General features: G+C 41.8%; 17 protein-coding genes. 12 read left to right on the top strand and 5 right to left on the bottom strand.

Annotated features, from left to right (window positions below):
* The first annotated feature begins 279 nt into the window (after positions 1 to 279).
* Positions 280 to 1,431 carry an acyltransferase family protein gene (locus PDL71_RS03690; RefSeq protein WP_407525501.1) on the top strand — a complete coding sequence of 384 codons (1,152 nt, stop codon included), beginning with the start codon at positions 280 to 282 and terminating at the stop codon, positions 1,429 to 1,431.
* Here PDL71_RS03690 and PDL71_RS03685 read toward each other — a convergent pair whose 3' ends face one another.
* Complete coding sequence (locus tag PDL71_RS03685; protein ID WP_407525498.1) at positions 1,432 to 2,424, bottom strand: potassium channel family protein; 993 nt, start codon at positions 2,422 to 2,424, stop codon at positions 1,432 to 1,434.
* 90 nt (positions 2,425 to 2,514) lie between these two features.
* Here PDL71_RS03685 and PDL71_RS03680 point away from each other — a divergent pair, with 90 nt between their 5' ends.
* Positions 2,515 to 3,843, top strand: a complete 1,329-nt coding sequence (locus tag PDL71_RS03680) for a D-alanyl-D-alanine carboxypeptidase/D-alanyl-D-alanine-endopeptidase (protein ID WP_407525496.1) — start codon at positions 2,515 to 2,517, stop codon at positions 3,841 to 3,843.
* A 213-nt stretch (positions 3,844 to 4,056) separates the two neighbouring features.
* Positions 4,057 to 5,928 (top strand): PKD domain-containing protein, encoded by a 1,872-nt coding sequence (locus PDL71_RS03675; RefSeq protein ID WP_407525494.1) that lies wholly within the window; start codon positions 4,057 to 4,059, stop codon positions 5,926 to 5,928.
* Positions 5,929 to 5,985: 57 nt separating this feature from the next.
* Here PDL71_RS03675 and mutL read toward each other — a convergent pair whose 3' ends face one another.
* Positions 5,986 to 7,857, bottom strand: a complete 1,872-nt coding sequence (mutL, locus tag PDL71_RS03670) for a DNA mismatch repair endonuclease MutL (protein ID WP_407525491.1) — start codon at positions 7,855 to 7,857, stop codon at positions 5,986 to 5,988.
* A gap of 81 nt (positions 7,858 to 7,938) precedes the next feature.
* On the opposite strand from mutL, the gene PDL71_RS03665 reads away from it, so the two are divergent.
* From PDL71_RS03665 to rluF, 6 genes are all read left to right on the top strand, one after another.
* Positions 7,939 to 10,914: a glycoside hydrolase family 3 N-terminal domain-containing protein gene (locus tag PDL71_RS03665; protein ID WP_407525489.1), complete on the top strand. Its 2,976-nt coding sequence runs from the start codon at positions 7,939 to 7,941 to the stop codon at positions 10,912 to 10,914.
* Between the two features lie 12 nt (positions 10,915 to 10,926).
* Positions 10,927 to 11,400, top strand: a complete 474-nt coding sequence (locus PDL71_RS03660; protein WP_407525487.1) for a DinB family protein — start codon at positions 10,927 to 10,929, stop codon at positions 11,398 to 11,400.
* Positions 11,401 to 11,503: 103 nt separating this feature from the next.
* Complete coding sequence (locus PDL71_RS03655; RefSeq protein ID WP_407525484.1) at positions 11,504 to 13,573, top strand: ComEC/Rec2 family competence protein; 2,070 nt, start codon at positions 11,504 to 11,506, stop codon at positions 13,571 to 13,573.
* Positions 13,574 to 13,673: 100 nt separating this feature from the next.
* Positions 13,674 to 15,197: a bifunctional phosphoribosylaminoimidazolecarboxamide formyltransferase/IMP cyclohydrolase gene (gene purH / locus PDL71_RS03650; protein ID WP_407525481.1), complete on the top strand. Its 1,524-nt coding sequence runs from the start codon at positions 13,674 to 13,676 to the stop codon at positions 15,195 to 15,197.
* Positions 15,198 to 15,390: 193 nt separating this feature from the next.
* Positions 15,391 to 16,395, top strand: coding sequence for a DMT family transporter (locus tag PDL71_RS03645; protein ID WP_407525479.1), 1,005 nt, complete (start codon positions 15,391 to 15,393; stop codon positions 16,393 to 16,395).
* A 17-nt stretch (positions 16,396 to 16,412) separates the two neighbouring features.
* Entirely contained in the window at positions 16,413 to 17,153 is a 741-nt protein-coding gene (gene rluF, locus PDL71_RS03640) for a 23S rRNA pseudouridine(2604) synthase RluF (RefSeq protein ID WP_407525476.1), read from the top strand.
* On the opposite strand, the gene PDL71_RS03635 is transcribed toward rluF, so the two are convergent.
* Both PDL71_RS03635 and carB read right to left on the bottom strand, forming a co-directional pair.
* Positions 17,134 to 18,234 carry an SGNH/GDSL hydrolase family protein gene (locus PDL71_RS03635; RefSeq protein WP_407525473.1) on the bottom strand — a complete coding sequence of 367 codons (1,101 nt, stop codon included), beginning with the start codon at positions 18,232 to 18,234 and terminating at the stop codon, positions 17,134 to 17,136. The genes rluF and PDL71_RS03635 overlap by 20 nt on opposite strands.
* A gap of 102 nt (positions 18,235 to 18,336) precedes the next feature.
* Positions 18,337 to 19,980, bottom strand: coding sequence for a carbamoyl-phosphate synthase large subunit (gene carB, locus PDL71_RS03630; RefSeq protein ID WP_407525470.1), 1,644 nt, complete (start codon positions 19,978 to 19,980; stop codon positions 18,337 to 18,339).
* Positions 19,981 to 20,309: 329 nt separating this feature from the next.
* Between carB and PDL71_RS03625 the strand changes: the two genes are divergently transcribed.
* From PDL71_RS03625 to PDL71_RS03615, 3 genes are all read left to right on the top strand, one after another.
* Positions 20,310 to 22,013 carry a M23 family metallopeptidase gene (locus tag PDL71_RS03625; protein WP_407525467.1) on the top strand — a complete coding sequence of 568 codons (1,704 nt, stop codon included), beginning with the start codon at positions 20,310 to 20,312 and terminating at the stop codon, positions 22,011 to 22,013.
* Between the two features lie 70 nt (positions 22,014 to 22,083).
* Complete coding sequence (gene bcp / locus PDL71_RS03620) at positions 22,084 to 22,626, top strand: thioredoxin-dependent thiol peroxidase (RefSeq protein WP_407525464.1); 543 nt, start codon at positions 22,084 to 22,086, stop codon at positions 22,624 to 22,626.
* Between the two features lie 121 nt (positions 22,627 to 22,747).
* Positions 22,748 to 23,104, top strand: coding sequence for a c-type cytochrome (locus PDL71_RS03615; protein WP_407525461.1), 357 nt, complete (start codon positions 22,748 to 22,750; stop codon positions 23,102 to 23,104).
* 314 nt (positions 23,105 to 23,418) lie between these two features.
* On the opposite strand, the gene PDL71_RS03610 is transcribed toward PDL71_RS03615, so the two are convergent.
* Positions 23,419 to 24,006, bottom strand: coding sequence for a hypothetical protein (locus tag PDL71_RS03610; RefSeq protein ID WP_407525458.1), 588 nt, complete (start codon positions 24,004 to 24,006; stop codon positions 23,419 to 23,421).
* Positions 24,007 to 24,008: the final 2 nt, after the last annotated feature.

Genomic DNA, 24,008 nt, shown 5'->3' with positions numbered 1-24,008 from the left:
AACGGCAAATATTGGTACTCTTTTCTGCTACAGCTTTTGATCATAAAACCAAGCAGTCAAAACGCCTGCTTTTTTCAGTTGCAAAGATATGGGTTTAAATCCCTTATCATTTGTTGTTGGGTTACCTAATCGCCTCGGGCCTTTACACATTGTTTTTCAGGCCGCAATATAGCCTTTGAACCTGAAACCCGAACAAATACGCCGGTTTCTTTTATTCAGTTTTTTCCGGTAATTGTTGATAACACAATCCCTACATTTATATCCCAAAACACATTGCTTGTGCAACAACGATTTTACTCACTTGATGTTTTCAGAGGTGCTACAGTTGCCCTCATGATCTTAGTAAACAACCCGGGAAGCTGGAGTCATATCTATGCTCCATTGGAACATGCGCCCTGGCATGGATGTACGCCTACAGATCTTGTGTTTCCGTTTTTCCTTTTTGCGGTGGGCAATGCCATGGCTTTTGTAATGCCCAAACTGCAGGCGGGGGGTGATGCTGTGTTCTGGAAAAAAGTGATCAAAAGGACCCTCCTCATTTTTGGCATCGGTCTTTTTTTAAACTGGAGCCCTTTTATTAAATGGAGCGGCGATAACCTGGTATTCAAAGCATGGGAAAATGTACGCATCCTGGGGGTATTGCAACGGATTGCCCTTTGTTACTTTTTTGCGTCCGTCGCTGTTTATTACCTCAAACAAAAAGGAGCATTTGTAGTAAGCATGGTGCTATTACTTTTTTATTGGCTCCTGTGTTTACTGTTAGGAAATGCTGTTGATCCATACAGCCTCGAGGGCTGGTTTGGCAATAAATACGACATTGCTCTTTTAGGTGAAAAACATTTGTACAAAGGTGAAGGGGTGCCTTTTGACCCGGAAGGTTTCATGAGCACGTTTGCTCCTATTGCACAGGTTATCTTAGGATACCTCGTGGGTGATTATATTCAAACCAAAGGAAAGAATCATGAAATGCTCAGCGGTTTGTTTACAGCCGGCGTTGTGCTCACTGTAACCGGTGTTTGCTGGGATCTTGCTTTCCCCATCAATAAAAAAATATGGACCAGCTCTTATGTGATGTACACAACGGGCTTGGCTATTTTCACCCTATCAACGATGATTTACCTGATAGAGTTTAAACAGGTAAAAGGAGGATGGACAAAGTTCTTTGATGTATTTGGCAAAAACCCGCTTTTCATCTTTGTACTCAGTGGCTTTTTACCAAGATTCCTCGGTTTGTTCCGCTTACCCAATGGTATGAATGAAGATGGTACTCCTGATTATTTAAGTGCTTTTGATTGGTACTATGAAAAAATCTGCAAACTGGTGCCGGGCATTCCTGAAAACGGATCATTATTCTACGCCCTTTCTATGATCATCATGTACTGGGCTATCTGCTACTGGCTGGACAAAAAGAAAATCTACATCAAGGTGTAGTTACAGCAGCTTTTTTGCCTGTTCCAGTTGTTCTTCGCTGCCCATAAGAATCAATCGTTCCCCGCCATGTATAACAAAGGAAGGACCGGGGTTGAGAATATATTCATTTGCATTTTTCACAGCCAGCAAGGTACTGCCTGTGCGGGCCCAAAGATTTATATCGCTGAGTGATGTATTCTTTGTAGCCACCATTTCCACCAATTGAAACTGTTTGTTGTTTTTGCTGGCCATTAACGCAATCATTTCCTGCACATCAGGATTCAAAACAAGAGTGGCCATTTGTGCTCCGCCTATTTTATCGGGCATAATCACATTGTTAGCACCGGCAATTTTCAGTTTACCCACACTGCTGTCCTGTGATGCACGGCTGATGATGGTAATGTTAGGATTCAATTGTCTTGCTGTAAGCACCATAAATAAATTATCAGCATCAATGGGCATTGTTGCAATAATGGCACGGGCATGCTCAATCCCTGCTTCATGCAGTGTTTCATCTTTTGTGGCATCACCTTTCATAAAATAATCTACTTTAAAAGGAAGATCATCGGGCATTTCATTTTTCTCTTCCACCACTACGAAAGGAATATTATTATTATGTAACACCTGTGCACACTCAGTACCGTTTCTTCCTAAACCGCAAACAATCACATGATTTCTGAGTTGCTGAATAGCATTGTCCATTTTCATTTGTTTATACGTTCTTATAAATTCCCCGTCGAGCAGGTAACGGGTTAGATAGGTAACAAAAAAGGTAAAGGCGCCGATGTTAACAAGGATGATACAAACCGTAAACACCCGCCCGGCCACAGAAAGCGGATGCACTTCCATATAACCAACTGTGCCCACTGTAATCACCGTCATGTACAAGGCATCAAAAAAAGAATACTTCTCAATGAGCATATAGCCAAACGTACCTGTAAGCAGGAGTATGAAAAACAAACCCAAGGGAAGAATCAACCCACTGAAGTAACGTAAACGGCGGAACCAATACATACTTTAAAAATAAGCAACCTCGTATGCAATACAAAACAACCATACAGAAACCTGTATATTTATTGCCTCGTTTTCTTCAATTCATCAACCATGAAGCCAAGTCTTACAGTTATTTCGCTTATCATCGGCAGTTTATTTAGTTCCTGTTCTTCAACTGGAAAAATTGTAAAGGCATTTCAAAAACATTATGCCGCAGACAGTGCTTTACTAAATGCACATATTGGTGTTTCTGTTTATAATGCTACCCTGCAAAAAACAATCTTACAATACAACAGCCGTAAATATTTTGTACCGGCCAGTAATACAAAAATTCCAACTCTGTATGCAGGCATGAAATACCTAGGGCTGCAATTGCCCGGTCTGCTCGCAGAAGACAGAAACGATACCCTGCTTATCGCCCCTGCAGGAGATCCTACTTTTTTACATGCAGACTATAAAAAGCACCCGGTGTTTGATTTTCTCAAATCAGTAAACAAACCTGTTGCTGTAAACAGCAGCAACTGGAAAACAGAAGCACTTGGCAGCGGATGGACCTGGAATGATTATCTCGGTTATTACAGCGTTGAGCGTAGCCCCATGCCTGTGTATGGAAACTATATTAAGTGGACACAACAAAAAACAATTGAAGAACAGAACGGGAAAAAAGATACCGGTGTTATCATTACAACTGAGCCAGAAATAAATTGGCCCGTAACATTTGAACCGGTAAAAGCACGCTCGTTTGATGTGTACCGCCCACGTACAGAAAATAAATACACCATTACTGAAGGCAGGGAAATGAAAGCTGAGCTGGAAGTACCTTTTGTTACCAATGGCATTGAAGCAACGCTGGAATTACTGAAAGACAGTTTGCAAAAAGAAATTTATACAACTACTACACAATTAAAGAAACCCTCCATTATCTATTCCCAGCCATCTGATTCCATGTTTAAACCATTGATGTACCGGAGTGATAACTTTTTTGCGGAACAAACATTGCTGATGGTGAGCCAGCAGTTGCTGGGTTATATGGATGAGCAACGATTGACAGATTCGCTCATCAGATCCGATTTTAAAAACATGCCCCAACGACCTCGCTGGGCAGATGGCAGCGGGCTCAGCCGTTATAATTTGTTTTCACCTGATGATTTTGTGTGGCTCCTGCTTAAGATGAAAGATGAATTCGGAATGGAGCGGCTGAAAAATATTTTTGCAACCGGCAATACCGGAACACTCCGCAACTACTATAAAGAGGAAGCCGGTTACATTTATGCCAAAACAGGAACGCTCAGCGGCGTAGTAGCACTGAGCGGTTATCTCTACACCAATAAAAACAACCTGCTGGTCTTTTCATTTCTTGTAAATAATCATAATACTTCTTCTGCTGCGGTAAGAAGGGCCGTAGAAAAATTTATTAAAGAGCTCAGGGTAAAAAACTGATTACTAAGTTCTGCTGCTTTAAAAATTGCAGCGGGCTATACCCCGCAATCTCCCCACTATTTAAATGATATAGTTTTTTCTAAAAAAAAATTCTGCTGCCGGGCATCGCTGTTCATTAAAAAGGGAACTATACCTGTAAACCCTTTTGAAAATTCCTTTGTTGCTGGACACTTCCGTGAGTAAACAGCATTTTAAAACCCAAACCAAAAAAGTATGAAAAAGGTTTTGTACCCTCTTTATGCCCTTTTGTTTTTCTGGGCAAGCGGAGCCGCTGCCCAGGGAACCACAAATCCCTGCACCGGGAAGGCAAATTTTCAGTTTACGGTAAATAATCTTACTGTAAACTTTTACTCTCTTAACACCAGTAATACGCAACTGAAACATCGCTGGCTTTTTGGCCAAGGCGATGCAAGCTCAGATGCAGCTAATCCTGTATTTACCTATAACAGTCCGGGTGTGTACAAAGTAATACACTATATAAAGGATGAAGTGCTGAACTGTTATGATTCTGCTGTTAAAGAAATCAGGCTTGGCAATGTCTGCGATCTGCTCAAGCCGAAATTTGAATGGCAAAGAGATTCTGCACATCCTGCACGTATTAAATTTTACAACGTATCGCAACCCAACCCTCCACCGGCAGGTGTAAGTTTTAAATGGAGTTTTGGAGATGGAAGTTCTTCTTCTGATTTTTCTCCTGTACATATTTATCAGCAACCGGGCGAGTATGAAGTATGCCTGATCATGCGTATTGATGGCGTTTGCGAAAAAACATTCTGTGCAAAAGTTATTGTTCCTCCTCCTTGTAATCTGCAGCCGAATTTCAGCTGGACTGCCGATGCATCCAATCCGCTGAAGTATAAATTCACCAATCTGACAGCACCCACTTCAACTACAGCACAGGTAAGATGGAGTTTTGGTGATGGCGCTTCCAGCAGCGAATGGAACCCCACACATGAATACAAAGAGGCCGGTGTTTATACTGTTTGTTTAAAGGTGTACATCAGCAATACCTGTGTCAAAGAAATCTGCAAACAGGTGGTGGTACGTGCCTGCACTATTGAACCGGGTTTCAGCTGGCAATTAGATAGTATTTACCCATTACGTGGTGTTCAGTTCAGAAATACAACACCTGTACTCACTATTCAACCTCTTCGTGTACGCTGGAGTTTTGGTGATGGTACTGAAAGCAGCGAATGGAATCCCTTCCATAAATATGAAAAACCGGGAACTTACCATGTATGTTTGAAGATTGCCTTCTTTGAAGGATGCACTAAAGAAGTGTGTAAAACCATTGTAATTCCGGAACCGGCATCATGTGAGCGTCTCAGCAATTTTGAAGTACGTTTAACCTCTGTACCTAATACCATCAAAGCAGAAGCTGCGATTGCCAACAGCAGTTTAAAATATGTATGGACGTTTGGAGATGGTACGGGAGCTTTTACAGCATCCACTTCACATACCTATGCAAAGCCGGGCAAATACACCATTTGTTTAACAGTATATCGTGGTGAAAACTGTGCTTCCACCACCTGTAAAGAAATTGTGGTGGGACCGTTACCCTGCTCATTAACAACTGTAAAATTTGAATACCAGCGGCTTAACAGTGCAGGCAACAGTATTAAGTTTACTGCAGTGAGCAATCAAACCATCATCTCACAACGCTGGAGCATTCAAAAAGATAATGCAACAACACCGGTGATCATTAATGCCAATAATCCTACTTACACGTTTACACAGCCGGGCATCTATAAAGTTTGTCTGCGTGCTGTAACGATTAACGGTTGTGTAAAAGAATATTGTGATACCATCCGCATAGGTGAAATCCCAAGCACCTGCAGTTTACAGGTAACACCTAATCCTGCCACAACACAAATATTCTTCAGGCTGGAGTTAAGAGGCAATCAAACTGTAACTGCTTCAATCGTTGATGCAATGGGGGTACGCAGAACCGTACATTTCTTTAACGGTTTGCAGGGATGGAACAGTTTCAATATTGGTATTGCTACATTACCGGCAGGTTATTACACACTCGAAGTAAAATACAATGGTATTGTATGCAGCAGTAAATTTCAAAAAGTGAATTAAAGACGGCGATTTACTTTTCTTATAGCAAACAAGCAGCTCTTTTCTAAGGGCTGCTTTTTATTTGCCGAATAATTTCTCCAGTTCTTCTTTCTTTAATTCAGTATAAGTAGGATTACCCAGTGCCGTTACATTGGGCTGGCGGCATTGAAACAAATCATCCACTAATTGTTTCATTTCTTTTTGTGTGAGGGAACGGCCTGCTTTAACAGAATGCTGTTGTGCCAGGGAGCGAATCACTTTTTCACGCTTTGAAAACTTCACATCACTGCTGAAATGTTTGATTTGCTCCAGCAGCAGTTCAATGGCAAAGCTTTCATTACCCTGCTCTACATCAGCCGGTGTGCCTTGTATTACAAATGTGTTTTTACCAAATGGCTCTACATGATAACCGAGTTGATGCAAATCAGGAATAATTTCATTCAGCATAACTGCATCCTGTGGCGACACCTGTAAGGTGGCAGGAAACAAACTTCGCTGTGTAGCCACTGCTGTGCCGCTCATAGCCTGTTGATAACGTTCAAACAAAATACGCTCATGTGCATTTTGCTGATGAATAAGTATGATGCCTTTATTAGTTGCAGCAACTATATAAGTGTTGTGCAGTTGTGTAAAATCCTGGTCGGGTAAAGTAGAAGGATGATAGCCGGAAGTTGACAGTGCTTGCACATCAGTACCTGTATTGACTGTCATCGGTCCTCTTTCATCTGTCATCTTGTTACGCTCATCTGTTAGCTGACTATCTGCAGTATAAAAATCCTTCCAATGTTTCAATTCACTTTTGTGAGAAGGATCTATTTTATGTGCCGCATATTTTTGCGTAAAGGTTTGGTAAAGCGATGAAGAAGAAGCTTCGTTTTTACGTTGTTCCGTAAAAGGTTTGCTAACGGCATCTAATTGCTGAATGCCGGGGTCTAAATCAAAATCCAACGTAGGTGTGATACTGAATTGTGCCAATGCATGTTTCACGGCAGATTGTACAAAGGCGTAAACAATTTTTTCATCTTCAAACTTTATTTCCTGTTTCGTGGGATGCACATTTACATCTACCTGGGACGGATCAAGGTCAATAAACAAAACATAGGCAGGAAAACTATCAGCCGCAATCATTTCCTGGAACGCACTTGCCACTGCATGATTGAGATAAGCACTCTTAATAAAACGGTTGTTTACAAAAAAGTATTGATCACCTCTTGTTTTCTTGGCGGTTTCAGGTTTACCGATAAAGCCACGGATATTCATATAATCCGTATGCTCCTGCACTGTTACGAGTTTAGCGTTGTATTGGTTGCCGAGAATTTGTACAATCCGTTGCTTGAGTGTTCCTTTTTCAAGGTGAAACATTTGCTGCCCGTTGGCAGAAAGTGAGAAAAAGATATCAGGATAAGCCATGGCTACCCTGATGAACTCATCTACAATATGCCGCATCTCGGCTGCATTGCTTTTTAAAAAATTACGACGTGCCGGTACATTAAAGAACAAGTTCTTCATAGCAATGCTGGTACCTGTAGCCATTGCAACAGGCTCCTGTTTTTTTACAACGCTGTTTTCAATTTCAATATATGTGCCTGCAGTATCTTCTGCACGTTTGGTTTTTAATTCCACTTGTGCAACCGCAGCAATAGAAGCCAGGGCCTCACCACGAAAGCCCATGGTTTTGATACGGAACAAATCATCAATTTCCCTGATCTTGGAAGTGGCATGCCGTTCAAAAGCCATACGTGCATCCGTTTCACTCATTCCCTTGCCATTATCAATCACCTGTAACAGTTGCTTGCCGGCATCCTGTATGATGAGTTGGATTTCGGCAGCACCTGCATCTACAGCATTTTCCAGTAACTCCTTTACCGCACTGGCAGGGCGTTGAATCACCTCACCGGCAGCAATCTGGTTAGCAATGTGATCAGGCAATAATTGAATAATATCCGGCACTTGAACTTTAACTTTTGGCGAACGGCAAATTTACAGTTCTTCAATCAACCACAGCAACATAATTCACTAACTTTATCACCTATGGTAAAAACGTTTTTGCAGAAGACCTCGCTTTACTTCTTTATTGGCTTTTTGTACCTGCAAACACATGCACAAACGCCGCAGGTAAAAGCAAAAAGCTGGGCCGATAGTGTGCTGGCCTCTTTAACCAAAGACCAACGTATTGCACAACTCATGATTGTACGTGCACACAGTAACCTGGGTGCAGACCATGTGAATCTTGTAACCAATCAAATTAAAAAATACAACGTAGGCGGTTTGTGCTTTTTCCAGGGCGGACCTGTACGCCAGGCGAATCTCACTAACTACTACCAAAGTATCGCTCAAACACCACTGATGATTACGATTGATGGAGAGTGGGGATTGGGCATGCGGTTAGACAGTGTCATCAGTCTGCCCCGCCAATTAATGCTGGGCGCTGTGCCTGATGCTCAATTTGCTTATGAATACGGAAAACTTATTGCCCAACAGTGCAAGCGCATCGGCATACAGGTAAACTTTGCACCTGTTGTTGATGTGAATAATAATCCCAATAATCCTGTAATTAATGACCGTTCTTTTGGAGAAGATAAATACAAAGTGTCGCTCTTTGGTGTACAGGTAATGAAAGGAATGCAGGACCATGGCGTGATGGCTTGCGCCAAACATTTCCCGGGTCATGGTGACACAGATACTGACAGCCACTATGACTTACCCATCATTAATAAAACAAAACCACAACTGGATTCATTAGAACTCTATCCGTTTCGTGAATTATTTTCAAACGGAGTGGGCAGTGTAATGGTGGCACACCTCTACATTCCTGTTATTGATAATACAAAGAATGTTGCTACGTCGCTCTCGTATAACAATGTCACCAAACTTCTGCGGAATGAATTGCAATACACCGGTCTTACGTTTACGGATGCACTGGAAATGCAGGGGGTAAAAAAGTTTTTCCCGGATGGAGAAGCAAGCGTACAATCCATACTTGCAGGAAACGATTTATTATGTCTTCCCTCTGATATTCCTGCTGCTATTAACAAGATAAAAACCGCTATCAAAAAGAAACAACTTAACTGGGATGATATTAACAGCCGTGTGCATCGTGTGCTCATGGCAAAATATTTATACGGCTTAGGAAATATGCAACCTATCAACACTGAAAACCTGGTGGAAGATTTAAATGCGGGCACTGCTGCTTTGAATGTACGCATTGCAGAACATGCTATTACCCTGCTGAAAAATGAAGAATCTGTTTTCCCTTTCAATCCCTCCGCTATTGCCTTTGTAAATAAAGTAACCAATGAAGAAATGAAGATGGCTTATCTGGCCATTGGCACCACCACTGAAAATACCATTACTAAAAAAATGAAAGAAGAATTTAATGCAGATATTTTCTTCTTTGGTTATAAAGATGATGCGGGACGGATTGCATCAATGGCTGAATTACTGAAAAAGAATTACCGGCAGGTGGTGATTGGCTTGCACAATTACAGCAGAAGACCGGCCAATAACTTCGGCATCAGTAATGCTGCCCTGCAATTAGCTAATGAAGTACTGCTGCTGCCGAAGGCATCCATTATTTTATATGGCAATCCTTATGCAGCCAAAAACTTTTGCAACGCTAAAAATTTAATGGTTTGCTATGAGGATAATGATATCATCCAGCGTAAAACTTTTGAAATTATCACCGGCAAAATAAATCCGCATGGTAAGCTGCCTGTAACGGTGTGTGAAAACTTTCAATATGGCAGCGGACTGAGTTATCCAAAAGCTGCAGCAGTATATCTCGAAAAAAAAATTATTGATCCTTCAAAATTTGTAACGGTTGATTCCATTGTTGCAGACGCTATTGCCCGACGTGCTTTCCCCGGCTGTGTAGTGATGGCTGTAAAAGATGGAGTGATCGCCTTTGAAAAAGCTTATGGCCATTATGATTACGAACAAACACAGCCGATGACTACAGAAAGTGTGTTTGACATGGCTTCTGTTACAAAGATCTGTGCCACTACCCTTGCCATTATGAAGTTGTACGAAGAAGGAAAGATTGACTTAAAAAAAAACCTCGGCACTTACCTGCCATGGGTAAACGGCAGCAACAAAGCTGATCTGCTGCTGGAAGATATTTTACTTCACCGTGCCGGGCTCAAAGCATGGATCCCTTTTTTTAAAGAAGTAATTGATTCACAGACAGGCGTACCTGAAGATGATAAGTTTGAAAGTGTGGCCGATGCGCAATACAATATTCGTGTAGCAAATGAATTATATATGCGCAACGACTGGCGGGATACGATGTTTCAACGCATTCTGCAAAGCGAACTGGGGTCCAACGGAAAATATGTGTACAGTGATAATGATTTTATCTTCCTTGGTAAGATTGTAGAGCAACTCACGGGTATGACATTAGATGCCTATGTACGTAAAACATTTTACGAACCCTTGGATCTGCATCATTCCGGTTTTTTACCTCGCAATCATCTTTCCCTGCAACAGATTGTTCCTACAGAACATGAAGTGATTTTCAGACGCCAGCAATTAAGAGGCGATGTACATGACCCCGGCGCTGCTATGTTCGGCGGCATAGCAGGTCATGCAGGACTGTTCAGCACGGCTTATGAATTAGCTGTACTCATGCAAATGCTCAACAATGGCGGCACCATTGGCAATCACCAATTCTTTAAAAAAGAAACGGTTGATTTATTTACAGCTTATGGCAGTGAAAACAGCCGCCGTGGTTTAGGTTTTGACAAACCGGAACGCATGGTGATGAAACAATACATGGGTAAGGACACCTTAATGCGTAAAGACGGCTATCCTTCCATTCTTTCATCAGAGCAAACATTCGGACATACAGGTTATACAGGCACCTGTGTATGGGCAGACCCGACGAATAAAATTGTATATGTTTTCTTAAGCAACCGTGTATATCCGGATGGAGGCACGAATACAAGATTACTTTCATTGAATGTACGTGGTAAAGTACAGGATGAATTGTATAAAGTTTTACTTAATTAAAATGAATTATCTATGAATAACAAAGAAATGCAATCCATCATCCGTAATATGGATAATGTAATGTATCATCAACCCTGGTATGGTGATGCAGTGATGGTGATGTTAAAGAAAATTCACCCGGCTGTTGTGTATATCAATCCGCCTCACTCACATGCTGCCATTGAAATTGTGTACCACATGATTGCATGGATGCATTTTACTGCAGATGCCGTAAATGGTACAATAAGGGAAGGTGATATTGGTGAAATACCTGCTAACTGGCGGGGCATTGATCCTAAAGTGCATACATGGAATGCAGCATTGGAAGAACTGGAGCAAACACATAAAAAACTGGTGGCTTTACTTGAAACAAAAGATGACGCACTGCTGAGTCAAAAGCTTCCTAACAGGGAATATAACTACCGCTTTTTGCTGAACGGGTTGATGCAACACAATATTTATCACTTGGGGCAGATTGCCTTTTTGAAGAATTTATTAGGAGAGTGACGTTTCGAATTCAGGATTGATGATTACGCCTTTTTAAAATTGCAATGAGAACTCCTGCTTGCAGTTTGCAGGATTGCTGTTTATCTTACAGCAAATACCTGCTATGCTGTCTATCTGGAAAAGCATCCCCTTTCTTCGCTTTCTGCTGCCGATGATGCCGGCAATAATTGCTGCCTGGTATTTTCAGCTAACATTAATTATTGCACTCATCATCTTTTCAGCTTCCTTGTTTTGCCTGTTGTTATACTTTCTTTGGCAACGTGAACAAAGGGTAAGATGGTTACTTGGCGCAGGTGTTAACTTACTGCTTGCTTCTTTAGCTGTTACACTGGTTCAACTGCGGCAACCAACTTTTAAAAACAGCTGGTTTGGATATGCTTATCATGAAGGAGACATTACAGCTATTCGTTTACTGGAGCCTTTAAGTGAAAAGGAAAAATCATATAAGGCGCTGGCTGAGTTTGTTTCAATAAAAAATAAGCAACAAACACAGCCTGTAACCGGGAAACTCATGCTTTACTTCCGGAAGGATAGCAGTAAACCCAACCTTAAATACGGCTCAATAATTCTCACAGCTAAACGCATTCCGCTCATTCAGAACGCAGGTAACCCCGGTGGATTTGATTACAAACGTTATGCTTTGTTCAACGGTATCACCCATCAGCTTTTTCTCAACAGTAAGGATTATGTTATTGATAAGTTTACAAAACAAAACAGTTTTCAGAAATGGTTATTTAATACCAAGGCATACATTCTGAATGTGCTCAGAAAAAATATTGTCGGCAATCAGGAAGTAAGCGTGGCTGAGGCATTATTGATTGGCTACCGTGATGATCTGGATAGAGATTTAGTACAAGCTTACAGCAATACAGGTGTGGTACATGTAATTGCCATCAGCGGCTTGCATCTTGGACTGATTTACTGGCTATTGCTCTTACTGTTGAAGCCATTAGACAAACGCAAGCAATTAAAATGGTTGAAGCCGGTAATAGCTTTTGCCTGTTTGTGGATATTCAGTTTACTCACAGGTGCGGGCGCTTCGGTGGTGAGGGCTGCATTCATGTTCAGCATAATTGCATTGGGTGAACTGATGGGTAAAAAAGGAAACATCTACAACAGCATGGCAGCCTCTTCATTTGTGATGCTGTTATGGAATCCGTTCCTTTTGTGGGATGTGGGTTTCCAGTTATCGTACGCAGCTGTATTAAGCATTGTTGTGTTCATGAAGCCGATTTATCATTGGTTCAGCATCAGCAACCCATTACTTGATAAACTATGGCAACTCAGTGCCGTTACGCTATCAGCACAAATACTCACACTGCCTTTATGTATGTACCATTTTCACCAGGCGCCGAATTTATTTCTCATTACCAATATTGTAGCTGTACCGCTGAGCAGTATGATTTTGTTTGGCGAAATCCTGTTGGTTGTTGTTTCGTTTTCTGAGTTGCTTTCACATGCGGTTGGCTTTGTATTGACTCATTTATTAAAATGGATGAACGGGTTTATAACCTGGGTGGATCATTTTTCATTTGCTGTAACAGATGGCATTATGCATACACCTTTACAAACCCTGCTGCTGTATTTGTTCATTACAGCCACTGCCATCTGGTTGCTGCATAAAAACACGAAAGCACTGAAATGGAGTTTGATCTGTCTTGTTTTATTTTTTGGGCTGCAAAGTTTTTATGCATACCACACCAACACGCAGCAAAAATTAGTGGTCTATAATTTATCACAGCATGCGGCTACTGATTTTATGCTGGGCCATCATTATCTTTTTACCGGTGATACCATTTTGCTGAAAGATGGCTTTCTCAGGAATTTTCACCTGAAACCTTCCCGTATTGTACACCGTACCTACGAGCAGGGGCTCACGCCTAATCTCTTCAGCCAAACAGTTTACCGCATCAATCATAAAACGATATTTTTTCTGCAGGAGAACTACCGCTTTCAGCCAATGGAACAGAAACTGAAAGTGGATGTACTTATTGTAAGTCATAATCCCAGATTGTATATCGAATACCTGCTCAAAGCCGTTGAACCAAAGCTTATTGTGTTTGACAGCTCCAACCCGCAATGGAAAATCAAAAAATGGAAAGAAGATTGCCAACGTTACCAAATTCCGTTTTTCACAACAGGTGAACAAGGCGCTTTTGTGATGAACCTGTAGACCGCTACCTTTGCGGCTTCTTTTTATTACCACTAAGACACGAAGACGTTGAGGTTGCTTCTTTGTGACTTTGCGCCTTCGTGGTAAAGCTTCTTCAAACATGAAAAAAATTCAATCAGCCCTTATCTCTGTTTTTTATAAAGACGGGCTGGATTCACTCGTTCAGTTATTATATCAGCAAGGTGTAACCATTTACTCTACGGGCGGCACACAGGCCTTTATTGAAAAGCTGGGTGTTCCTGTTATTCCGGTTGAAAATCTTACCAGTTATCCTTCCATACTGGGTGGCAGGGTAAAAACATTGCATCCTTCTGTTTTTGGCGGCATCCTTGGTAAGCGTGATGATGAGCAGCACCTGGCTGAAATGAAGCAATACAATATTCCTGAAATGGACCTGGTGATTGTTGATTTATACCCCTTCGAAGAAACGGTGGCTTCTACAACAGATGAAAAGCAAATCATTGAAAAAATTGATATTGGCGGACCATCCATGATTCGTGCTGCTGCCAAAAACCATAAAGATGTGGTGGTGCTGGCTGCAAAAAAGGAATATGCGGTGCTGGAAGAAATCTTACGCAACCAGAATGGCGAAACATCTTACGAACAAAGAAGAAGTTTTGCCATCAAAGCTTTTGATGTATGTACCGCTTATGATACCGCCATCAGCAATTATTTTCATCAATCAGCTATTGAAACGGCTTTCAATAAAGAAGAAAAGATTTTACGCTATGGCGAAAACCCGCATCAAACGGCCCGCTTTTACGGAAACCTCGATGAACTTTTTACACAAGTAAACGGAAAAGAATTAAGCTATAATAATCTGGTTGATGTTGATGCCGCTTTACAATTAATCAGAGAGTTTCAGAGCCCCCCTTTAGGGGATGGGGGCTCCGTTTTTGCCATCATCAAACACACCAATGTATGCGGTGTGGCACAACGCCCCACCGTAAAAGATAGCTGGGATGCAGCCTTAGCCGGCGATCCTGAAAGTGCATTTGGTGGCGTACTGGTGTGCAATGGTGAAATTGACAAAGCCACTGCTGATGCCATAAATGAAATTTTCTTTGAAGTACTCATTGCCCCTTCGTTCAGCAGTGAAGCCTTGGCCATTTTGAAATCAAAGAAGAACAGAATTCTATTACAGCTTAAAGCACAACCCGCAACAAAAGATCAGTTCAAATCATTACTCAACGGTGTATTAGTGCAGGGTACTGATGAAGGCAATTTTACGGAGTGGAAAGAAGCAGGTGGCAGAGAAACAACTGCAACAGAAAAAGAAGATTTAGCTTTTGCCAATCTTATCTGTAAACATTTAAAGAGCAATGCCATAGCCTTAGTAAAGAATAAACAACTGGTGGGCAAAGGATGCGGACAAACCAGTCGTATTGACTCACTCCGCCAATCTGTTGAAAAAGCAAAACAGTTCAAGTTTGATTTGAATGGTGCAGTAATGGCCAGCGACGCATTCTTTCCGTTTAATGATTGTGTGCAGATGGGACATGCGGCAGGTATTACAGCATTCATTCAGCCCGGCGGTTCCATCCGTGATAATGATTCTATTGAGTATTGCAAACAAAACAACCTTGCAATGGTGATAACAGGCTTGCGGCATTTTAAACATTAGCAGCCCCCTCTAACTCCCCCAAAGGGGGAGAATTGCTTGGCACAGCCCACGCTTTTTTGAATGTCTTATTACTATCTGAGAGTTTGAAATGTGTAGAGTAGAGTCAAATAGTTTATGTGGAAGAACAAAAAGTTTAAAATAGAAAATCAGTACCGCCTTCTCTCCTTGGGAGAGAAGGAAGGGATGAGAGGCGATGCATAAATCAGGTTTCAATAAAACAATTTCTACTGCTACTGATACTGTAAAAAGTTTATCAGCACTGAACCCTTTAACCATCCGGCAAAAAGGTACAAGAGCAAAAGCCATTTTTGCATTAGCCGTTGTGAGTGTGTTGTGGGGTACTACCTGGCTGGCCTCCAAACAAGGTGTAAAGCATATGCCTGCATTGGAAATGGCCGGTATCCGTCAAATGCTTGGTGGAGCCATTTATCTTATTTATTTCTCCATGAAAGGTGCTGCATGGCCCAAAGCCAAAGATGTATTACCGTTACTGGTACTTGCGTTTTTAAATTTTGTTTGCAGCAACGGTTTAAGTACCTGGGGTGTAAAATATATTTCAGCCGGACTGGGTTCTATTATTGCAGCCATCTTTCCGTTATGGCTGGTGATCATTGGGTTGTTTACCAACAAAGAAAAAATTCCTGTTAAAGCAATTGTGGGACTTGTTCTTGGCTTTGCAGGTGTGTGTATTATTTTTTATGATCACCTGAAAGACTTTCTGAATCCTGATTTCCGTTTTGGAATCATTCTCAGCATTATTGCCACCTGGACCTGGGCTTTTGGTTCTCTCTATACAAAGCAACACGCCAGTCATTTCAATCCTTATTTTGGTTTAGGTTTTCAAATGCTGGTGGCAGGAGCTGTTTTATTTTTCATGTCTACGTTTGATGCCCGTTTTATCGCCATACCTAATATTCCATGGCAATCCTGGGCTTCCATCGCCTATCTTGTTGTATTTGGCTCATTGATTGCCTTTGTTGCTTATTTGTATTCCTTACAACATCTGCCAACAGAACAGGCCAGTATTTATGCCTATATCAACCCGGTAGTAGCGGTATTATTAGGTGCATGGATTTTTGGCGAATCACTTACTGCTATATTAATGGTAGGTGGTTGCGTAACGCTTTATGGGGTTTACCTCGTGAACAAAGCCTTTAAAAAATCTCCGGAAGAGCAGAGGGATGTGATGGATGTTTGATGCTTACTTTTGCACCCATGCCCGAAGAACTCATCAGCCTCAACAAATACATCAGCTCCACCGGTTACTGCAGCCGTCGTGAAGCAGATAAACTCATTGAACAGGGCCGTGTTTCCATCAATGAAAACGTAGCGCTGCCCGGCGCAAGGGTAAGCAGCAAGGACAAAGTGTATATTGATGATGAACTGTTGAAAGTAAAATCAACTGCCAAACAGGATCAGTTTATTATCGCCTTTAATAAACCTGTTGGCATTACCTCTACCACAGATGAAAAAGACCGTAGTAATATCATCCGTTTTATCAATCACCCCAAACGCATTTTTCCTATTGGCCGGTTGGATAAAGATTCAGAAGGATTGATCTTTCTCACGAACAATGGTGATATCGTTAATAAAATTCTCCGTGCCGGTAATGAGCATGAAAAAGAATACATTGTTACAGTTGATAAAAAACTCACGCCGGATTTTGCAGCAAAGATGAGCCGTGGTGTTCGCATCCTTGGCACTACCACATTACCCTGCAAAGTAAAACAGCTGAGCGGCAAAACCTTTTCCATCATCTTAACACAGGGATTGAACCGGCAGATCAGAAGAATGTGTGAGGTATTTGGTTACGATGTGATTCAGCTTAAACGCACCCGTATCATGCACATACAGCTTGGTGCCATTGCTCCCGGCAAATGGCGCTACTTAAGTGAACCGGAAATGAATGATTTGATGAAAATGATTGAGCACTCTTCTAACGAACACCGGGATTAAATACCTGCCGTTTTAATTCAGCCGCCAGTAACGCTGCTACTTTTTCAGCACCGGGTTTATTAAAATGAATAAAGTCATAATAATAGGCTGTGCTTTTCGGCATCAGGCTGTCAAGGTTAATAACGGTAACCCGGGGGCGAAATGAAAGAGCAGCATTATTATACAGAGCAAGCACCTGCTGCTGCAAAGCATTATTGGTAACAGGTTCAGCGCCGGGCAAATATTTGTCATTCATAACTATACCGCCAGCAGGATCAGTATAAGCGCCAAACAAAGTGGGTTGTGTGAGTAATACCGGCTGTACTCCGTTTTGAAGGCACAGGCTGATGATTTGTTCTAACCGTTCTGTATAACCCTTCACAAATGGCTGCTGCGCTTTTAATTTCTGTTCCATGAACTTAGTGGCAAGCACTGTATCCGGAAGGTTTTTAAAATCAAGCTCCCTGTGAATGAGTCCTTTTTTATAAGCCAGCTTTATAGCATATACCTGGAATATGGTAGCACCTATTTCTGTTTTATTAAGTACAGATTTGATGAAGGATTTCAATGAACGGAAGCTGATGCTGTTTTCATTCATTTCATCGTAGGTTTCCGGCTTTTCAGTTTCAATATCATTCACACCGCTAAGCAGTAACACATAACGGGGTTTCAACTTGAGTATATATTCCTTCAGCAACAATAAATGACCAAACGTGGAGTGGCCGTCAATACCTGCATTGTTGATCCACAAACGGGGAATGGAATCTTTCAATTGCAGCTGCAGCAATGCAGGCCATGTTTGATCATCACTCAAAAAACGGCACTCTGTTGTGCTTCCGCCGATGCAAATTACAGAGTTGAGTTGATGGATACTGTCAGGCGGCATTGGTCCACGAAAACCCAATGCATTTCTTGAGTAATGAATCTGCGGATCAAGTTGTGCAATCCATTTGTTTTGAAAAACAACCTGCTGATTAGCAGGAAGTATCAGTTTGCCCTGTTTCGTAAAATTGGTAAACGGATTATAGATACGCAGAACAAGTTCGCAAAGCAGCAACGCCACAAAACAACCAAACATCAATGCCTTGAGGTTCTTCTTCATAAAGTGAAGATATTGAAATCTGCTGCTGATACAGTTAGAGGTTGATGAAAACAACAAAGCCCTGCTTTTGGAGCAAGGCTTTCATTGATGAACGATTTCATTTTATTCAAACGTACTATAGAAATACGGCGTCTTTGCTTCAAACTCTGCACTGCAGGTATCCACCATTTTATAAACCCGGCTGATGCCCCATGCTTTACGCTTTTCATACAGCTCATCTTCGCTGGCATCTTCTTTCATAATGCGGCAGATCTGCTCATCACCAAAACCCATACGCTTCGCTTCACGCAGCAAACTTTCCGGCAAACTCTTCATATCATGCTTGGCCAGTTCTTTTTCCATATTCACAATATCCTGAATCTGGTAAATAAACCAGCGGTCAATCTTAGTAGCTTCTACAATCGTCTTCACACTCACACCTGCCATCAGTGCATCTTTAATACGGAAGATGCGGTCCCACTTCGGTACTTTAATATATTCAATCAACTCTTCCGCCTTCTTTACACTTAACCCGTAGTAACCAAGGCCTACTGCATTATTTTCTAAACTCTGACAGGCTTTTTGTACCGCTTCTGAAAAGCTTCTGCCGATTGCCATTACTTCACCCACGCTCTTCATTTGCAAACCAAGACGGTCATCAGCACCTTTGAACTTATCAAAATTCCATCTCGGCATTTTTACAATCACATAATCCAACGCCGGTTCAAAATAAGCAGAAGTCGTTTGGGTGATTTGATTCTTCAATTCATCCAATGTATAACCAATCGCCAGCTTGGCTGCAATCTTCGCAATGGGGTAACCGGTGGCTTTACTTGCCAGAGCTGAGGAACGGCTCACACGTGGGTTGATCTCCACAGAATAGATTTCTTCATTTTCCGGGTTCAAGGCAAACTGTACATTACAACCACCCGCAAAATTTCCCAGGGAGCGCATCATCTTGATGGCCATGTTGCGCATATTCTGGAAAGCAGTATCACTCAAAGTCATAGCTGGCGCAACGGTAATACTGTCGCCTGTATGCACGCCCATGGGATCAAAATTCTCAACGGTACAAATGATTACCACATTATCATTCTTATCCCGCAACAATTCCAGTTCAAACTCTTTCCAGCCCAGCAATGCTTTCTCCACCAGCACTTCATGAATGGGACTGGCCTGCAACCCTCTCTCCAATGCAGCATCCAGTTCATCTTTCGTGTTTACAAATCCACCACCTGTTCCGCCTAATGTAAAGGAAGGACGGATTACCAAGGGCACACCGATCTGTTGTGCAAATTCTTTTCCTTCCAGCAGGGAGTTAGCTACTTTACTGGGCGCTACTCCAATACCAATCTGTAACATCAACTGGCGGAATTTTTCCCTGTCTTCAGCCGTATCAATCGCTTTTACATCCACACCAATCAAACGGCAATTATATTTTTCCCAAATGCCCAGTTCATCGGCTTCCTTACAAAGGTTCAGCGCTGTTTGTCCACCCATGGTTGGCAGCACCGCATCAATCTGGTTTTCTTCTAAAATCTGTTCAATACTTTCAACCGTTAGGGGTAGCAGGTACACTTTATCTGCCATCATGGGATCCGTCATAATAGTGGCAGGATTGCTGTTGATGAGGATCACCTTAATTCCTTCTTCCCGGAGACTGCGGGCTGCCTGGCTTCCGCTGTAGTCAAATTCGCAGGCCTGGCCGATGATGATGGGGCCGCTGCCGATGATGAGTACCGAGTTGATGGATGTATCTTTTGGCATGGTTGAAATTTGACCGCAAAAATATTGGTTTGAGCGCATTTGCGGGTTTAATTTTTCCACGCAAAGCGTGGAAGAGATAAAGTTGATGTTACCGACTGGAGTGCATGTGGGATCGTCCCTTGCCACGCTCGTTTGAAGGCTTGGATTTTCATAGCAACAGTTAAAAGCGTGGCAGCCAGTACTGAGCGAAACCGAAGTATCGCACACTTCATAGGCAGGAAATTAAAATCAATAAATAAGCTGAAGAATATTTATTCAGCCAAAAACATTTTTTGCCTACTGCAGCCTGTATCATCAGCGGCAATGCTTCTTGCTTTAATTTTGCACTCATGCTAAAACCCATTCTTACGTCATACTTCATACTTCTTACATTATTCTCTCACGGTCAGTTATTCCCAAAGCAAAACTATCCCACTAATTATTTTCGTTATCCACTGGATATTCCGCTAAAGCTCAATGCTAATTTTGGTGAAATGCGGCCCAATCATTTTCACATGGGCCTTGATCTTTTTACACTGCGCAGGGAAAATCTTCCGGTTTATGCACCGGCAGATGGCTGGATCAGTAAAATAAAAATTGACCCCAATGGTTTTGGTAATGCTATTTATGTAAGTCATCCAAACGGTTTTACAACCTTGTATGCACACATGAATACTTTTCCGCCCGCCACTGCAGATGCGATTAAAGAAGCACAGTATGCCAAACAGAAATGGAATGGTGATGTGGAGTTTGAAAAAAATCAATTTCCTGTAAAGAAGGGTCAGCTTATTGGTTACAGCGGTAACACGGGCGCCAGTGCAGGCCCGCATGTACATTATGAAATCAGAAGAACCAATGACGAAGCCTGTTTAAACGCATTACTTTTTCATCGGGTGTATGATGTTACTCCGCCGGATATAACACGTCTTGCCGTTTATGACCGCAACAGAAGCACTTATGAACAAAGTCCACGCATGGTACCCTTAGTACACAGTAAAGGCATGCACACCATTGCAGGTGGTTTGTTAACGGTGAGCAGCGATGCTATCAGTTTTGCCATTGTAGCTACAGATCGTATTACCGGTGTACCTAATAACAACGGCATATTTGAAGCAGCTGTTTACCTGGATGAAGAACCCATCAGCGGTTTCCAGGTTGATGGTGTTGATTACCTGCAAACACGTTACCTCAATGCGCATATTGATTACCGCATTAAAACGGGCGGCGGTTCTTATTTTCAGCATCTCTCACCTTTGCCGGGTGACCGACTCCCTATCTACTTTAAAAAAGAGGATGGATTCATTCGTTTAAATGATACACTTACACATGCTGTAAAAATTGTAGTAAAAGATGCCAATGACAATGCCACCACACTTGCCTTTAACATCAAGCGTAATGCTGCAATTACTCCTGCTGCTAATATGCAAAAAGACAGCAGGTATATGATGCCCAATCAGATCAATGTATTTGAAACAGCTGATGTGCAAATGGTAAGCACTGAAAAAAGTTTTTATGATGCGTTCCGCTTCAACTATAATTATAAAGTGAGTGCTTTGGCAGTATCCAACATTCACGTGATGCACACACCGATGATTCCTGTACATGACAGCATGATGTTTCGCATCAAACCAAACAAACCCATTAGTGAAGCTGCACGGAACCGGGTGATTATGATTAAAACGGCACGTGGCAAAACAGTAATTGAAAGAGCAACCTTGGTGAAAGGTTGGTATGAAGCAAGGTTCAGGGAGTTTGGTGAGTTTTGGTTAGAGGTGGATGAAGTACCTCCTACCATTGCAGTTGCCGGGGTTGTAGATGAAGGAACAGTTGTGAATAATACATTGATTACTGTTACGGTTGCTGATAACAAAAAAGAAATCCGCAGCTTTCGTGCAGAGCTGGATGGTGAATGGCTTTTGTTCAGCGGGCTGGGACCTGTTTTCCGTTACCGGGTTGATGAATATTGCCCCGAAGGAGAACATGAACTGAAGCTCATTGCAGAAGATGAAGCCGGGAATATTACTGAACGGATTATCAGGTTTACAAGAAAATAATCATCAGCTTTCTGCTCTTATAAAACTTTTTGCAGCATTGGCTGTTGTTTGATGAAATACTTGATGCATAATGGCTACAAAAAAGAAAGCAGCAAAGAAAAAATCTGTACCCAAAAAAAAGGTCGCTAAAAAAACTCCTTTCAAAAACCACGAAACCCGTTTAAAAGCTGGTGATAAAGCCCCTGCGTTTAAGGGTATTGACCAGGATGGTAAGCCAGTTAGTTCCGCCGGTTTTAAAGGAAAGAAATGGGTTGTTTATTTCTACCCGCAGGATGATACGCCCACCTGTACCAAACAGGCTTGCAACATTCGGGACAATTTTAAACTTCTTGAAAAAAATGGTATTGACATTATTGGTGTTAGTGAAGACAATGTTGAAAAGCATAAAAAATTTGAAACAAAATACAAGCTTCCTTTCCGCTTAATTGCTGATGAAACTCATGAAGTAATCAATGCCTTTGATGTGTGGGGTAAAAAACAATTTATGGGCAAGATTTATGATGGACTCATCCGCACTACTTTTTTGATTGACGAAAAGGGAATTATCATTCGTGTTATTAACCGGCCGGATACCGGCAATCATGTACAGGAAATACTGGATAGCTGGAGCTGAGAAATTTCCTTTTCAGCCAGGGTTTTAACCTGCTCAGGATACTTTCATTTGCGAAATCACGTTTCTGCTTAAATTGTTGAAACATTCTTAAACACAAGTTTTAACCGAAAAACTTAAATACATGAACCGGAAACTTATTCTCAGCCTGTTGATTGCTGTAGTTTTATACACAGCGTGTAAAAAAAGCAGCGATGACGGCGGAAACAATCCGCCGAACAATCCACCTAATTGCAGTATAAGTTTTGCCTCAAGAGTATCCGCTATTGTACAAACCAATTGTGCTTTCACTGCTGGTTGCCACGGAGCAGGCAGTACCAACAGTGGCGGACCACTCACCAATCACAGCCAGATCTTTAACCGGCGCAGTAATATAAGAGCTGCAGTACAGGCAGGTACTATGCCGCAGGGTGCCACACTTTCTGCAGCTGACAAAGCTGACCTCATCAGTTGGATTGATTGCGGCGCACCAAATAATTAATTTCCGGATATCATTTACATAAAAAAAGCCCCGCAGTTGCGGGGCTCAATCTTTTCCGGTTCATTGGTAAAAGGTTTCAATAGAACGGATTTCAGATTTTTCTTCGGTTTTCAGGATTTCGACGGCTTTTCGTCAGGATTTTTGGATTTTTTACTGTTTGATTCTCGGTCAAACTTCATTGGTATTGGATTCTTTATCTAAAGTAGGGCAGCTATTAAAACCGGCCAAAAAGCAAGCACAACAAAAAAAAGATTTAAGCGGTAACCCTTACAGGGTTCTGAGGGCTACCTGTACCCGGTTAAAGAAAAGGTTTGTTAATTACGCCAGCGCAGAGTTTGAATGAGGTGTTGCATATCCTTATACAGGAACTGTTCAACGGGTTGAATAGAATCGTAGTTGGGAGTGGAATTGAAATACAAAGCGCCTCTTAAAAAATGACGCAGGCTATCTGTTACAAAAAACTGTTTGCCGGTAGCAGCGTTACCTCCCACATCAAAAACAAATCCTGTAACGCCGGGCCCGCCTTTCACCGGGAGTTCATCAATGGAGGTTGCTTTTAATGTATGCTTACTGGTCATCTTAAAAGCATCTTCTACCAGCCTGTTAAACTGGTTAGGGCCAATAATTTTATAACTCATGTGCAATCTGCCATCAAAACCCGGGAAATCAATATTGATCCAGTAATCATTTTCGGGTTCATCATCAAAGAAGGTACTGTCTTTTACAACTTTTCCATAAGCCGGGTATTCAAATGTGTACGGATAACCAGGCTGATCAAATAACACGTATTTTTTTTCAGGGAAGTCAATTTTAAAATATCCTTTTGGCTTGGGAACCGGTGCTGAGTTACAGGAAAACAGAAAAACAATAAGCAATAAAAGATAAGAGTTGAGAAGCTTCATAA

Source organism: Lacibacter sp. MH-610 (assembly GCF_045780045.1).
Taxonomy (GTDB): Bacteria; Bacteroidota; Bacteroidia; order Chitinophagales; family Chitinophagaceae; genus Lacibacter.
Note: the sequence above shows the minus strand (reverse complement) of the source record. Positions and strands in the feature narration are given on the sequence as shown.

Coding starts and splice junctions, on each gene's coding strand:
- PDL71_RS03685 (WP_407525498.1), bottom strand. CDS start 2,424: ATGTATTGGTTCCGCCGTTTACGTTACTTCAGTGGGTTGATTCTTCCC.
- PDL71_RS03680 (WP_407525496.1), top strand. CDS start 2,515: ATGAAGCCAAGTCTTACAGTTATTTCGCTTATCATCGGCAGTTTATTT.
- PDL71_RS03675 (WP_407525494.1), top strand. CDS start 4,057: ATGAAAAAGGTTTTGTACCCTCTTTATGCCCTTTTGTTTTTCTGGGCA.
- PDL71_RS03665 (WP_407525489.1), top strand. CDS start 7,939: ATGGTAAAAACGTTTTTGCAGAAGACCTCGCTTTACTTCTTTATTGGC.
- PDL71_RS03660 (WP_407525487.1), top strand. CDS start 10,927: ATGAATAACAAAGAAATGCAATCCATCATCCGTAATATGGATAATGTA.
- PDL71_RS03655 (WP_407525484.1), top strand. CDS start 11,504: ATGCTGTCTATCTGGAAAAGCATCCCCTTTCTTCGCTTTCTGCTGCCG.
- purH (WP_407525481.1), top strand. CDS start 13,674: ATGAAAAAAATTCAATCAGCCCTTATCTCTGTTTTTTATAAAGACGGG.
- PDL71_RS03645 (WP_407525479.1), top strand. CDS start 15,391: ATGCATAAATCAGGTTTCAATAAAACAATTTCTACTGCTACTGATACT.
- rluF (WP_407525476.1), top strand. CDS start 16,413: ATGCCCGAAGAACTCATCAGCCTCAACAAATACATCAGCTCCACCGGT.
- PDL71_RS03635 (WP_407525473.1), bottom strand. CDS start 18,234: ATGAAGAAGAACCTCAAGGCATTGATGTTTGGTTGTTTTGTGGCGTTG.
- carB (WP_407525470.1), bottom strand. CDS start 19,980: ATGCCAAAAGATACATCCATCAACTCGGTACTCATCATCGGCAGCGGC.
- PDL71_RS03625 (WP_407525467.1), top strand. CDS start 20,310: ATGCTAAAACCCATTCTTACGTCATACTTCATACTTCTTACATTATTC.
- bcp (WP_407525464.1), top strand. CDS start 22,084: ATGGCTACAAAAAAGAAAGCAGCAAAGAAAAAATCTGTACCCAAAAAA.
- PDL71_RS03615 (WP_407525461.1), top strand. CDS start 22,748: ATGAACCGGAAACTTATTCTCAGCCTGTTGATTGCTGTAGTTTTATAC.
- PDL71_RS03610 (WP_407525458.1), bottom strand. CDS start 24,006: ATGAAGCTTCTCAACTCTTATCTTTTATTGCTTATTGTTTTTCTGTTT.